This is a genomic window from Pelobium manganitolerans (assembly GCF_003609575.1).
GTDB lineage: Bacteria > Bacteroidota > Bacteroidia > Sphingobacteriales > Sphingobacteriaceae > Pseudopedobacter > Pseudopedobacter manganitolerans.
The window spans coordinates 1-12,825 of sequence record NZ_MBTA01000004.1 but is presented as its reverse complement, the minus strand read 5'-3'; the positions used below and the strand labels follow the sequence as shown (position 1 = coordinate 12,825).

Genomic DNA, 12,825 nt, shown 5'->3' with positions numbered 1-12,825 from the left:
TTATTTTTCCAATGTTTCTTTCATCCGTACCCAAACAACAATACCTGAAATGAATGTTATGATACCTGCAATATGGACTGCCCACATGAGTCCAAAGAAGTTTCCTACGATACCAGCCATCAGCGCACCTATGGCGTACCCCATATCCCTCCAAAATCGGTAAACACCAAGAGAAGATGCCCTCCAATTTGGGTGTGCAGCATCACTTATAGCGGCTAACAATGCTGGATAAACCATTGCCGTACCTAAACCTAAAAGAACCGAACCGACCAAACCTGCGGTCAATGGATCCAAGATCTCCATACCAATAACGATATGACCCAATACCTGTATGAACATCCCCCAAACAATGAGCGGTTTTCTTCCCCATTTATCGGCTAAAGGTCCGGTCACGATTTGCCCAACACCCCATACCACCGGATAGACGGCTTTTATCCACCCGACACCCTCCAGACCGACACCCAACGACATAAAGAGCAAGGGAAATACACCCCAAGACATCCCGTCATTGAGATTATTGATCAGTCCTGCCTGTGAAATAGAAAATAGATTTTTGCTTTTGAACGATGTTTGTTTAAATACCCACCACAAATTCGGCTTGTGGGCTTCTTCGCCCGAGGTAGTTGCCTGAATTTGGGCAGCCTCTAATTCTGCGTGTTTCCGCGTGTCTTTTACCAAGAAAATGGACAGTAATATCCCTACAATGGTATAAGCAATCCCGATATAGAATGGCTCGGGTCTTAATCCGTAATGCGAAGCCAAGTAACCTGTTAATAAAGCCGTCAGCCCAACTGCGCCATAACCTGCAGCTTCGTTTAGCCCCATTGCCAAGCCTCTGCTTTTCTTTCCCACCAAGTCAATCTTCATATTAACAGTCATTGACCAAGCTAATCCCTGGCTAACGCCAAGCAACACATTGGCAAACAAAATCCAATTCCAAGATGGTGCAAAAGCCAATAAGAATGGAACAGGAAGACCGACAAGCCAGCCCCAAATCAATACTTTCTTTCGGGTGTACTTGTCTGCCAAGACACCGGAAATCAAATTGGTGAACGCTTTGACTATGCCAAATGCGATTATGAAGGAAAAGACAACAATATCTGATTGTATGTTAAATTCTTCAGTCCCAACTAATGGCACTACGGTTCTTTCCAAACCGACCATACCGCCGACCATCATATTGACGAGGACAAGTAAGGTAAATTGTTGCCAGTTTTCTTTTAATCCTAATTGTATATTCTTCACTTAAAATCCTGTTTTAAAAGGTCAGGGTTTGGTCTGCCGTTGCAATCCAATTGCCCAATTCCTCCATATTACTCATTTCTGTTCCCTCGATAATTTGCTCGGCGGTCAGCCCTCTTGCATCCGAACAGCTTCCACATAGTTTTACTTTAGTTCCTTTGTTCAGGGAGAGTTTCATCATACGCTCTATATTATAGTAGCCGTTAGGGGTTTTCTGTCCAGCAATAGCTCAACTGACGGCATCCGCCATTAGGAAGATATTTACCTGAATGTCTGAATGGCTTTTATTCATTTGGTTGGCGATGCGTAAGCCATTATATGCTTTTTCTGTTCCGTATGGCGCATCATTGATGATGATTAAAATAGTCTTGCTCATTGTACTTGCTTTTTGGTTAGAAAAAATATAGGTTATGAAACCGCACACCTGTTTGCTCCAGCTTCCAAATCCGCAGGATTAATGCCCTCGTAGCTTCCGCTTCTGTTAAGCGTGGCAATCTGAATGTAATTTGGAGGTGTAGCCGGAATGCGTTTTATCGTTTGTTCTACAAACTCTGCTTGCGACAATTTTAGTAGCTCAATCTTTCCAAACAAATTGGAAACGGTATCTGTAATCAGTTCTTTGTCAAAAGCAACTGCATTGGAAGTATGTGCTGGTAATACTGCTGTACTTCCGTTCAATGCTTTTATTTTCTCCAAAGAAGCAAACAGTTGATTGGCTTTTTGTACAGCTTGTTTTTGGTCTGCTTTAAGGTCAGGTCTTCCTACGCCATTGGTAAATAGCGTATCGCCCGTTAAAAGATATTTTTCGTTGATAAGGTATGAGATACTTTCGGGAGTATGTCCAGGAGTATGAATAGCTTTCAATTCACTTTCACCAAACAGGATTGATTGTCCGTCTTTGAATGGTGTAAAAGGGTATTCAACATCTGCACCCTCTGTAAACAATTGTGTTGCTTCTGTTGCTTTAACCAATTCGATAGTACGTGAAATGTAATCAGCGTGAATATGGGTGTCCATTACATATTTGATTGTCCAACCGTATTTTTTTGCTAATTCTAAATAGACGCTTGGGTCTAAGGACGCATCCACAATAATAGCTTCATTATCGGATCCGATAATGTATGAGATACAACCTTTGGCTACACGCCTTACCTGTACAATCGTTACATTTTCATCTTTTATTTCTGCTGTGTTCCACGCATAGTTCCAAGCTTTCATACCTCCTTGTAAGGACGAAGCATTATAACCTTTTCCGTTCAGTATTTCGGCAGCGATAAGGCTCGTTTTTCCTCCGGCACATACGGTTACAATGGGAGTGTCTTTGTCAAACGCAGTATCATCAAAGACCGTTTTATCGCCATTCACAAGACCGTTATACACGTTCTTATGAACACTGCTGGCAATTTGCCATTCTTCTCTTTGTTCCTGTGGTCTTATGTCCAATACGACCACTTCTTTGCCGTCCTGAAACATTTTTTGTAGTTCTGCTACTGTTATTTCCTGTGTACTCATAACTGATGTCTTTTATTAAGGCAAAGATAAAGAAAAAAATAACTATTCAATAGAATTATTGAATAGTTATTTTTTGAATAAGTTCTCTTGTTTAAATAACCTTGGTTGAAATGCATAAAAACGAAAAGGGTATCCCAATTTAATTGAGATACCCTGTCACAAATTATCTTATTCGTGTCTTTACGAAACTTCAGTCTTTTCTATAGGATAACCTTTTAACGCCCATTCTGGAAAACCCTCATCTAAGCGAATTGCATTATAGCCATTTTTCGTAAGCATTGCAACAGCTTCATCTGCATAGACACAAAAGGGACCTCTGCAATATGCCACAAGCATTTTTCTTTTGGGAAAATTCTTTAATGAATTGCCCAACTTCTCTATTGGTGTTGATAATGCCTTGTGGATATGCCCCCTTTTATATTCTTCTTCAGGTCGTACATCCAATAGTATCACTTCATCATTTTCAAGCATTGTTGCCAAGGTATCGACATCGATAGCCTGCATATCTCCGCCTTGACCACTACGGAAATCACTGATGACCTTTTCAACCTCGGCATTAAAAGTCATACCCAACTCCCGAAGAGATACCATCGTGCTATACATACTTTCGCTTGCAAGTGAATAGTTGATAAAATTACCGTTACGGTTTATCTTGACAAGCTTTGCATTTTTAAGGTTCTGCAAGTGCTGTGATGTATTTGCTATAGAAAGCCCTGTATTTTTTGCTATTTGTTCAACACTAAATTGCCCTTGCGCCAATAGGTCTATTATTTCTAACCTACGTGGGTTAGCCATCGCTTTAACGATTTTAGATAATTCCGTATATACCTTGTCTTTAAATTCTCGTTTGTTCATTTTTATCAATTATCTAATGAGGTAATCATCATTAACTTTCCTATTGCAAAGGTATAAAAATCTATTCAACAAAATAATAGAATAGATGCGTTATTATTACTATCACTCTTGTATCAGATGCTGTAAGTTCGGGTCGTTCTTGATACGCTCCAATTCCAATGCTATAATCTGTACAATATCTTGTTTTATCTGACGGTAATTGCTTTCAATTTCCTGTTTCATTTTGTCTTCTCCGTGTTCATCAACAAAGGATAAGATTTCCGGTATCTTCTGATATACCTTAGTTTCTGTGGCAACTTTTTCATTGTCCACGACAATTTCAGCGTGAAATATTTTTTGCTCAATACGTTCATCAAAATTGTCCGAAACTGAACCCACAAACATTCCTTGTGTAAGTGTTGAGATTTTAGAAGCCGGAATAAGGCTGTCTAACTGTGTGGAAATAGAGGTAGATTTATCATTCCTGTTAATCGTCATGCTTTGGCGTTTCTGCAATACTTTTCCGAAGCGTTCCGAAAGGCTTTTTGCCGTTTCGCCAACTACCTGACCACTGAAAATATTACCTACCGTATTTTGGATAACCTTGCTTTCCTTGTCGCCATAATCCCTTGTTAATTGCGAAAAATCCTGAAAACCCAAACAAACTGCCACCTTGTTACTTCTTGCAGTTGCGATAAGGTTATCCAGCCCTCTGAAATAAATTGTAGGCAACTCATCTATGATAACGGAACTTTTTAATTGCCCTTTCTTATTTATCAGTTTTACGATCCTCGAATTGTACAAGCCCAAAGCTGCGGAATAAATATTTTGCCTGTCGGGATTATTACCTACGCACAAAATTTTCGGCTCTTTCGGGTTATTGATGTCGAGCGTAAAATCATCGCCTGTCATTACCCAATACAATTGAGGGCTAATCATTCTTGATAACGGAATTTTTGCCGATGCTATCTGACCTTGTAATTGGTCTTGTGCACCGCTTTGCCACGCATCCATAAAGGGTGATAGGTAGTTTTCTAAATCAGGATATGAGGTTAAAATCGTGAACACGTCCGAGTATTTTTTATTCAGTAATTCAATAGCGTGTGGGAACGTACAATATTTACCATCCTCATATATTTTCAGATACCAAATAATAGCAGCCAAAAGAATGATTGGGCTTTCCACGAAAAAATCCCCTTGCTTTTGTATCCACGACCTGTTGAGGTTTAGCATTATGGTATATGCTGCTTCGTAAGCATCTGAAATATCCGTCATAAAATCGGGATTTAGTGGGTTGCAACGGTGGCTCTTGCGTGGATCGTCAAAGTTAATGACGTAAAATTTGGGCTGAACTTTGTACTTATCCCGATGCTTCAGCAAATGATTATAGGCAATGGTTGAAAGGTCGTCAAACTTGAAATCGTAGATGTACATACTGAAGCCTTTCTCTATCTGTTGCTTGATGTAATTGTTTACGATTGCATACGATTTTCCGGAACCCGGAGTACCCAACACGATTGATGCTCTGAAAGGATTTACTATGTTTATCCAACCGTTGTTCCATTTTCCTTTGTAGTAAAACTTAGTGGGTAAGTTAACAGAATATTCATTTTCCATCAGCTTTGTTTCTTGCTGAAAGCTCTCGTTCTCATTATTGAAAACATCATCCATCAAGTTAGTACGGAGCAATCGGCTCATCCATACACCTGCCATAAGAAAGGCGATATATCCTAATGAGATAGTAAGAATATACAGAAATGTGCCTATTGCTGGAGATAGCTTTAATAACGGTTTATTTAGAAAGAACAGCACAAAACCAATACCCAAAGCCACGTAAATTTTAGACCAGGTTATCTTCTCATTCTTTACGCCCTTTGTTCCTAAACAACTCAAAGCCAACAAAACCAAAGCGAATACTTTGGTATATAAGCTATGTGAAAACAAGCCCGCCGTTCTGTCGAAATTGCCTAATATCTTATTGATTACTTCCAACGTCCAGCCACGTTCTAAAAAGAACCCGTAGCAGAACCAATAAAGGTGCATCAGCACCAAAAGAATACTGACTGCCCGCATAAAAGCCATTATCTTGGCAAGCCCTCTTAAATCGTCTTCTCCCTGCATTATTTAAAGTTTTAATGTTCGGGCGTGAATTTAAAGGCTCTATGCAGTGGCTATAAGAATGTGGCAGCCAGTGGCTTTCTGTGGCAGTGTTTGGCGGAGCAATGTGCGATGGAAACGTTTTGGAGTACCGGATTGAAATTAATTTGTAAATTTGTTTTGTATAAATAATAGAAGTATTAATCATAAATATTATAAAATGAAAAAATTAGCATTAGTAACCGTATTGAGTAGTTGTTTATTTATGTTCTCCTGTGGAGAGAATAAAAAGACTGATGTTGTAGAGACAGGAACCTATCAAGGAGTTGCAGAAGAAGTTGATGCGGGCGACAAGGAAATCTATGTAAGAACGTCTGACAACAAGTTGTTGGAACTATACCTGACCGACCAGACAAAAATCTCAAAAGGTGGTCAAGCTGTTACTTTTGATAATCTGAAACAAAACGGTAAAGTTGAAGTAACGGTTAAAAAAGAGGGGAATAAATTGGTTCCTGAAGCTGTTAATATTTTAGAATGATATTGAATGCTGAATTGCCCTCAATGTGGAGGACTGAATTATGGCATTCTTTTGTAGTTCACTTACCGATAGCAACATTAGCATTAGCTTCTTTAGGTAGCGTGTTATACTATTTCTTGGCAGGCAGGCACAAATTGTTCATTCAGCAATTTGTGTTTGTAACGCTTGTTATCGGTACGATAGGAACCTGGATTGCCATATACACAGGGGAGTTGGCTTATGATGTTGAGGTTCGTAAAATCTGCGACCCACAAGTTTTAAAATCTCATCAACGGTGGGGTTACATCATGGCTTTTATCTATTCCGCAGCGTTATTGGTCAACATCATTTCCCACTATATTAAAAAAGCCAAAAAATTATTCAGCATTCTTGCCACTATATTACTTGTTGCAGGGATGGCAATACTCTTTTATGTAGGACACTTAGGGGCTTCCTTAGTGTATCAGCAAGGGGCGGGTACATACAAGCCATCAGGGAATTGTTCTGAATTTACCAAATAAAATGCAAGCAGAACAAACAGCAATACGCACAACTTATTTCAGCATAGCCGGAAATACGATGCTGGCAGGCATAAAAGGTCTTGCAGGCTTTTTTGGAAACTCTTATGCGCTGATTGCGGATGCAATAGAGAGTACCGCAGATATATTTTCTTCCATTTTAGTATTATTCGGGCTTAAATATGCCAATCGTCCTGCCGATAAAAACCACCCTTACGGACATGGCAGAATTGAACCTTTGGTAACGTTTGCGGTAGTAGGTTTTTTAATAGTTTCGGCTACTATCATTGCCTACGAAAGCATTCAAAATATTAATACACCTCACGAACTGCCAAAATTCTGGACACTTTTTATTCTTGTGGCAATCATTATATGGAAAGAAATCTCGTTTCAGATTGTGATAAGGAAAAGCAAAGAGACCAATAGTTCGTCATTAAAAGCAGATGCATGGCATCATCGCAGCGATGCCATTACATCCGTAGCGGCATTTATCGGTATTTCAATAGCGCTCATTTTCGGCAAAGGCTATGAAACGGCGGATGATTGGGCTGCATTATTTGCTTCGGGCTTTATACTCTATAACAGTTATCGCATTTTCCGTCCTGCATTGAGCGAAATAATGGACGAGCATACTTATGATGAACTTGTACAGGAAATCAGAGAAATTTCTCTGACGGTTGAGGGTGTTTATGATACGGAAAAATGTTTTGTGAGAAAAGCAGGACTGAAATATCACATTGACCTCCATGCCACCGTTAATAGGAATATTACCGTAAAGCAAGGACACGACATTGCTCATAAACTAAAAAATATATTAAGAGAACGATTGCCGCAGCTTGGACACGTTTTAATCCATATTGAACCCGATGATTTAAAAGTTCATTGAATGGAATTATAGGTCTGAACATTCGCATTGGGTTGGCTCTTTTACGCAGGCGATAATAGTCTATTGCTGTTTTCCTGTTCTTTTGAGTTTCTTCTTTTTCTTCATTTTGTTGGCAAAGTCCTGTTCTTCGTAATCTTCGCCCTGGGCTTCGGGCAATAAACCTCCCAATGCCTCAATCAAACCGTCTTCGTGTTTGTCCTTAGTTAAGAAGTCGAACAAATGGTGTGGTTCTTCCGCAGGAAGATCCGCATCATTTGATATGGATAGTTTGGGTTGTAAAACGACAGGTTCTTTAATATCGGGGTTGATGTTATTGTTCCAATAATCATTAAAGGTGTTGGCAGAAAGGTCTGTTGCCAAACGTGAACCGTTCCAAACTGCTTTGGAATTATGGTCAATAAATGTGATACCATAAATACGCCCGGTATCATTCCGGCGCACGACTACGTTAATGCCCAGTTGCCCTAACTGCTTTTTAAAAGCCTGTTCATCGCTTGTGGTTTTCAGGGCTATGCTAATGGCAGATTTTAGCGTTTGCTTGGTAGGGTTGTCCTTTAAAGCGGTTTTGCATTTCGCAAAATGCAGTTCCAAAGCCGGAAGCCCTGCGCTTTTTCCGAACAGAGAAGCCTTGAACGGATGCCCGGCTCTTTCGCCTTTTTCATTTAGTGGAATGTATAACAAGCCCTGCTGCATCTTTCCCTGTAATTCGCCCTCGACTTTCTCGGCGGTAATATTGAAGAGGGAAAGCAGGGCATTGTATTCGCCCAATGTTTGGTATTGATAGTATTTCGGCAGGTGGCGAACAACCGAAGCTATTTGGCTCTTTACATCGCCTGCCCGATAATCCACCGGACGGAAAACCTTATCAGTTTGGTTGCGCTCTTTGTCTGTTGCGGGTATCAATCCGTGTTGTCTTTCCAGTTCACGGCATACATTCATAGACCGCATTTTCTCGAATTTATCCGAAATCTTTTTACCCTGCTCGTCCACGCAAACCGATACAATGTGTATATGGCTGCGGTCTATATCGGTGTGTTTAAATACGACAAAAGGCTGTTCGCCGTAACCCATTTCCCGCATATACTGTTCTGCCATTTCCCGATATTTTTCATCGCTTACCTTATCGTTCGGGTCAGGATTTAGCGAAATATGCAGCGTATGTTTCTCGGTATTGCGGTTGGCTATCAGGTAAGGGGCAAAAGACTGGGCTAATTGTGCCACGGAATAATGACCGCTTGCGGTTTCAATCATCTTATTGGCAAACAAAATCTGCCCGTTTTCATTTTCTACTTTAAGCTGATTGTATGCCAATGCCCCGTATAAATTTGCGCTTCTTCCAATTTTTGCTATCACTATTACATTATTTTTTTAGGTATTCTTCCTCAAATTTTTCGGTAATCTGAATGATTTTTTGGCATAGCTTTGCCATTTCAGCCGTCTGTTTTTCCAGTTTATACAGGAATGCAGCCGCCTTTTTCTCGGAAAAATTCTTGTACAGCAGCTTTACAATTTGGTTATAGTTTACGCCGATGGAACGGAACTGGCTGTGAAATGAGGTTAGCCGCATATAAAAATCAACCGTTCCCTTGTCAATCTGAATGGTCTTTATGGTCTTGTCAAAGATGCAGGACGTAATGAAATGAGCCTTTACCTGCATACCTGATTTGTCAAACAGGGCAAGAAAGCGGGCGTGTTCCTGCTCATTAAAGGAAATTGTATAGCGGATGGTCGCCGGGTCTTCTTTGGGGCGGCGTCCGGTCTTTTTCAATTGCTTTTTGTTGTTATCGTTCATCACTAATCCATTTTAAAATCCATACAAAACCCTGACTTCGGAAGGTGTTTTCTGCCCCCTGCAAAGGGCAAGTTGTTTTGAGCATCGGAAATCATTCCGAGATGCTCAAAACACAACTTGCCGTGTTCTGTAGAACACAAAAATCCGCCCTGCGGGACGGATTAAATGTAACAGGGAAAAACGGCTCGATGCCGTTCCCGTTGCCCTCCGATTTGTCAAAAGAATTTTGCATAAATCCATTAATAAAAATCATTGTACAAAGTAAAGCCCTGTTTACGAAAGCATTGTACTGTATAGCAGTGCCAAACACTGCCTTTGAACGCCAAACACTGCCACACCGCAATCAGCGGGCAAATCAATCGCTTTATTTGCCGTATAATTTTAGTGCAGGTAGTAAAAAATGTATCTAAACAAAGAAGAAAATCAGGTTTGCAAACAAGCGGTTTGGAATAAAAGCATAGGGTTTTAAAAGCATAAAACAATAAAAGTGTAAAAGCATAAAAGCGGTAAAGCAATTTACCTGTTGCAAGTTTTGCCACTTGCTAAAGAATGTGCCTTACAAGGCAAAAATGAAAGCAGATACCTATGCAGGAAAGTACCCAAAAGGGAATGCAGGAATATAGGAATGAGGTAATAATCAGATAAACCAATATTCAATCCTGCAAAACAAATAAAGTGTGTAACAATAAATTTTTAAATAATGGAAACAACAAAGAAAACTTTAAAAATCAGCTTCTCCACCCAAAAAGGCGGTGTGGGAAAATCTACAATGACCACTTTACTGGCAAGTGTGCTTCACTACCGTTTAGGTTTTAATGTGCTGGTGATGGACTGCGACTTTCCGCAACACAGCCTGACCAATATGCGTGAACGGGATAAGAGAACCATAATGCAGAACGACTACCATAAAAAAGCGGCAATGAAGCAGTTTCAAGCAATCAACAAAAAAGCGTACCCGATTATTAAATGTAAAGCTGAAACGGCTCTGGAGAAAGCATCGGAATACAGAAGCCAGTCGGCGGTTGTGCCAGATGTGATCTTCTTCGACCTGCCGGGAACAGCCAATACTAAAGGCGTTTTGACCACTTTAAAAAAAATGGACTTCATCTTTTCGCCCATTACTGCCGACCGTTTGGTAGTGGAAAGTACATTGGGCTTTACCAAAGCCTTTCTCGGACTTCCCCAAACGGACGAGGGCAATCCCGAACAAGAGATGTGGCTGTTTTGGAACCAGGTGGACGGCAGGGAAAAAACAGGTTTGTATGATGTGTATCAAAGTGTCATCAAGGAACTCAACCTGCCCATAATGGAAACAAGGATAATGGATAGCAAGCGTTTCCGAAAGGAAACAGACGATACAGGTAGTTATGTATTCCGGTCAAGTTTGCTGCCTGCCGAACCACAGTTAATGAAAGCAACTAAAATGGATTTGTTTGTCGAGGAATTTTTAAAAATCACTCATCTATAAAAATAGTAAAGTATGGCTTCAGATAACAAAAACAACGATTTTGAAAAGCCCAATGTTGATGAGGAATACCTTATGAACGTCATAAGCGGCGATGAGCCTGTTGCTCCACCGAGCAATAACAAAAAGCAGGATGTACCAAAGGAAACAAAGCCCAGGGAAAAAGCCCGTAACAGTTCATCAAAGAAAGCGGACTACGAGGAAACATTTTTGGTCAATCGGTTTCCATCGGGGCGTAACGGCAAGGTAGTTTACATACGCCCTGAATACCACGAAAGATTGCTCCGCATCGTGCAACTGACAAGAGAGGAAAGAACAACGCTTTACTCTTACATTGACAACATTCTTGAACATCATTTCAGAGAGTACGGGGACGATATTACCGATTATTTCAACGACCATTTTAAACCCATTTTGTAGCTATGGAAATAGTAATTGTGATATGCCTGCTGATTGTCATTGTACTGCTATTGCAGGATAAGATTGTCATTCATAAAAGGTCGAAACAAGAACCTCCGCAGAAGAAAGTCAATCCGAACCTGCCCGATATTATGGGCCAACCAAAACCCGTAGAACGCCTTTCAGTGCCAAACACTGCCACTGAACGCCAAATTCAGGAACCGGAGATAAACCCTGCTAATTTAGACATTGAATACGACGAAAATGAAAACGTAGGTATTCAAATTCCGCAGGAAGAGCTGGACGAAGTTTTCAGAAAGATACCTGATTTGGAAGAAGAGGAAGAAGAATGGAACAGGTACGGAATATCCGGTGGTGATGACGGTTTTGCCCAAGGGGTTACCTTTGAAGAACTAAGCTCCGTGGGGGTGTTGCTCCAAAAAGAAGAATTGGAACCAGCCCAAAAGGAAACAGCGATAGCCATAGTTCAAAAAATACAGGGAACCGAATTATTCAGCCTATTGGAAAATTCTATGGAAGATGCTTCCCGAAGAATAGCCGAGCTTTTGGATAGCACCCTTTCATCTGAAACGGAAGACAGTTCTTCCACTTTGCGGAAAAGTGATTTGAGTGATTTTGACATTGGGGAGTTTGTATAGACTTTCCTTTGTCTTTTAAAATAAGAAAATATGGAAAATGGATTGCCAAATACTAATATAGAACCGGGCAGTTTGCTTGATCTGCGTTTGAATAAAGGCATACTACCTACTATTGATATTGCAGGTCATACATTCTATGTGGATTTACGCATGAACAAACTACGGCCAAAGGACGACTTTATATCCAAAGGCATAGACTTTACTGAAATAAAAGACTACTATGATCGTGACAGACGGGCATTTGTTATTCCCTATAATCCAACAAAACGCGAATTTCAACAGGACGATGTTTCTAAAATGACCGAACTGCCTACTGATATTATCATAGTGCAGTTTCCCAATCAGTATGAATTGGATATAGTGGGATGGAATAGAAAGCATGATAATAGCCTAACTGATCAGGATGTGAAACAAATGCACTTTGAAGCGCGTACCCTGCCGTGGATAGATACCAATGTGATTGAGCATATAAAACGTAATGTCGCTGAACAGCTACAACCAAAAGAAGAATATATTGTCAACCAACCAAAGGACAATCTGTATAAGATACCCACGGATACACAAAGGGGACTTCCGACACATAAAGTATTCGGAACAGAATTTATAGTGGATGTAAATCAATTGGAACTCCGTGAAAAAGCCAATCCGAAAAATGTAATTTCTCTATCCGATATGGAAGAAAAAGCAGTACAAGGTTACAGATTTTGGTATAGCCCAAACACTAAGGGCTTGACAACGTACGCCGAACCGGGAGCAAAATTGGCAGAGATACCTGACTTTGTAAAACTTGACCCGATCGGAATGGCAAAAAAGCATAACATTTCAGAAGACAAAATCGATGCTATGGACGATTTCAAACTAATGGTTGATCAGGATGCGTTCGATAAAATTGCTTACAAAGGTA

General features: G+C 40.3%; 13 protein-coding genes and 2 pseudogenes. 8 read left to right on the top strand and 7 right to left on the bottom strand.

Features of this window, described 5'->3' with window-relative positions; translation table 11 throughout:
* The 5 genes and pseudogenes from BCY91_RS04065 to mobC all read right to left on the bottom strand — a co-directional run bounded on the left by BCY91_RS04065 (position 1) and on the right by mobC (position 5,709).
* Positions 1 to 1,245: an MFS transporter gene (locus tag BCY91_RS04065; RefSeq protein ID WP_103913862.1), complete on the bottom strand. Its 1,245-nt coding sequence runs from the start codon at positions 1,243 to 1,245 to the stop codon at positions 1 to 3.
* Positions 1,246 to 1,258: 13 nt separating this feature from the next.
* Positions 1,259 to 1,618, bottom strand: a pseudogene (locus tag BCY91_RS17835) (DsrE/DsrF/TusD sulfur relay family protein).
* Between the two features lie 32 nt (positions 1,619 to 1,650).
* Positions 1,651 to 2,754, bottom strand: a complete 1,104-nt coding sequence (locus BCY91_RS04055; RefSeq protein ID WP_103913861.1) for an MBL fold metallo-hydrolase — start codon at positions 2,752 to 2,754, stop codon at positions 1,651 to 1,653.
* Between the two features lie 180 nt (positions 2,755 to 2,934).
* Positions 2,935 to 3,609, bottom strand: coding sequence for an ArsR/SmtB family transcription factor (locus BCY91_RS04050; RefSeq protein ID WP_120180748.1), 675 nt, complete (start codon positions 3,607 to 3,609; stop codon positions 2,935 to 2,937).
* 102 nt (positions 3,610 to 3,711) lie between these two features.
* On the bottom strand, positions 3,712 to 5,709 hold the full coding sequence (mobC, locus tag BCY91_RS04045) for a conjugal transfer protein MobC (protein ID WP_120180747.1): 1,998 nt from the start codon (positions 5,707 to 5,709) through the stop codon (positions 3,712 to 3,714).
* Between the two features lie 196 nt (positions 5,710 to 5,905).
* Between mobC and BCY91_RS04040 the strand changes: the two genes are divergently transcribed.
* The 3 genes from BCY91_RS04040 to BCY91_RS04030 are packed head-to-tail and all read left to right on the top strand — an operon-like array spanning position 5,906 to position 7,606.
* Positions 5,906 to 6,223 (top strand): hypothetical protein, encoded by a 318-nt coding sequence (locus tag BCY91_RS04040; protein WP_120180890.1) that lies wholly within the window; start codon positions 5,906 to 5,908, stop codon positions 6,221 to 6,223.
* On the top strand, positions 6,220 to 6,723 hold the full coding sequence (locus tag BCY91_RS04035; protein ID WP_120180746.1) for a DUF2231 domain-containing protein: 504 nt from the start codon (positions 6,220 to 6,222) through the stop codon (positions 6,721 to 6,723). The genes BCY91_RS04040 and BCY91_RS04035 overlap by 4 nt, the downstream gene beginning before the upstream one ends.
* Position 6,724: 1 nt before the next feature.
* Positions 6,725 to 7,606 (top strand): cation diffusion facilitator family transporter, encoded by an 882-nt coding sequence (locus BCY91_RS04030; protein WP_120180745.1) that lies wholly within the window; start codon positions 6,725 to 6,727, stop codon positions 7,604 to 7,606.
* A 60-nt stretch (positions 7,607 to 7,666) separates the two neighbouring features.
* On the opposite strand, the gene mobB is transcribed toward BCY91_RS04030, so the two are convergent.
* Both mobB and mobA read right to left on the bottom strand, forming a co-directional pair.
* Positions 7,667 to 8,959, bottom strand: coding sequence for a conjugal transfer protein MobB (gene mobB / locus BCY91_RS04025; protein WP_120180744.1), 1,293 nt, complete (start codon positions 8,957 to 8,959; stop codon positions 7,667 to 7,669).
* A 7-nt stretch (positions 8,960 to 8,966) separates the two neighbouring features.
* On the bottom strand, positions 8,967 to 9,398 hold the full coding sequence (gene mobA / locus BCY91_RS04020) for a conjugal transfer protein MobA (protein WP_120180743.1): 432 nt from the start codon (positions 9,396 to 9,398) through the stop codon (positions 8,967 to 8,969).
* Between the two features lie 101 nt (positions 9,399 to 9,499).
* Here mobA and BCY91_RS17470 point away from each other — a divergent pair, with 101 nt between their 5' ends.
* From BCY91_RS17470 to BCY91_RS03995, 5 genes and pseudogenes are all read left to right on the top strand, one after another.
* Complete coding sequence (locus BCY91_RS17470; protein ID WP_131829027.1) at positions 9,500 to 9,808, top strand: hypothetical protein; 309 nt, start codon at positions 9,500 to 9,502, stop codon at positions 9,806 to 9,808.
* Between the two features lie 290 nt (positions 9,809 to 10,098).
* The gene (locus BCY91_RS04010; RefSeq protein WP_120180741.1) at positions 10,099 to 10,866 is read left to right on the top strand and encodes a ParA family protein; all 768 of its coding nucleotides are present in this window, start codon (positions 10,099 to 10,101) and stop codon (positions 10,864 to 10,866) included.
* 12 nt (positions 10,867 to 10,878) lie between these two features.
* Positions 10,879 to 11,283: a DUF3408 domain-containing protein gene (locus tag BCY91_RS04005; RefSeq protein ID WP_078704227.1), complete on the top strand. Its 405-nt coding sequence runs from the start codon at positions 10,879 to 10,881 to the stop codon at positions 11,281 to 11,283.
* Between the two features lie 2 nt (positions 11,284 to 11,285).
* Entirely contained in the window at positions 11,286 to 11,921 is a 636-nt protein-coding gene (locus BCY91_RS04000) for a conjugal transfer protein TraD (RefSeq protein WP_078704228.1), read from the top strand.
* A gap of 30 nt (positions 11,922 to 11,951) precedes the next feature.
* Positions 11,952 to 12,825: pseudogene (locus tag BCY91_RS03995) on the top strand (hypothetical protein); the annotation flags it as partial.

Coding starts and splice junctions, on each gene's coding strand:
- BCY91_RS04055 (WP_103913861.1), bottom strand. CDS start 2,754: ATGAGTACACAGGAAATAACAGTAGCAGAACTACAAAAAATGTTTCAG.
- BCY91_RS04050 (WP_120180748.1), bottom strand. CDS start 3,609: ATGAACAAACGAGAATTTAAAGACAAGGTATATACGGAATTATCTAAA.
- mobC (WP_120180747.1), bottom strand. CDS start 5,709: ATGCAGGGAGAAGACGATTTAAGAGGGCTTGCCAAGATAATGGCTTTT.
- BCY91_RS04040 (WP_120180890.1), top strand. CDS start 5,906: ATGAAAAAATTAGCATTAGTAACCGTATTGAGTAGTTGTTTATTTATG.
- BCY91_RS04035 (WP_120180746.1), top strand. CDS start 6,220: ATGATATTGAATGCTGAATTGCCCTCAATGTGGAGGACTGAATTATGG.
- BCY91_RS04030 (WP_120180745.1), top strand. CDS start 6,725: ATGCAAGCAGAACAAACAGCAATACGCACAACTTATTTCAGCATAGCC.
- mobA (WP_120180743.1), bottom strand. CDS start 9,398: ATGAACGATAACAACAAAAAGCAATTGAAAAAGACCGGACGCCGCCCC.
- BCY91_RS17470 (WP_131829027.1), top strand. CDS start 9,500: ATGCTCAAAACACAACTTGCCGTGTTCTGTAGAACACAAAAATCCGCC.
- BCY91_RS04010 (WP_120180741.1), top strand. CDS start 10,099: ATGGAAACAACAAAGAAAACTTTAAAAATCAGCTTCTCCACCCAAAAA.
- BCY91_RS04005 (WP_078704227.1), top strand. CDS start 10,879: ATGGCTTCAGATAACAAAAACAACGATTTTGAAAAGCCCAATGTTGAT.
- BCY91_RS04000 (WP_078704228.1), top strand. CDS start 11,286: ATGGAAATAGTAATTGTGATATGCCTGCTGATTGTCATTGTACTGCTA.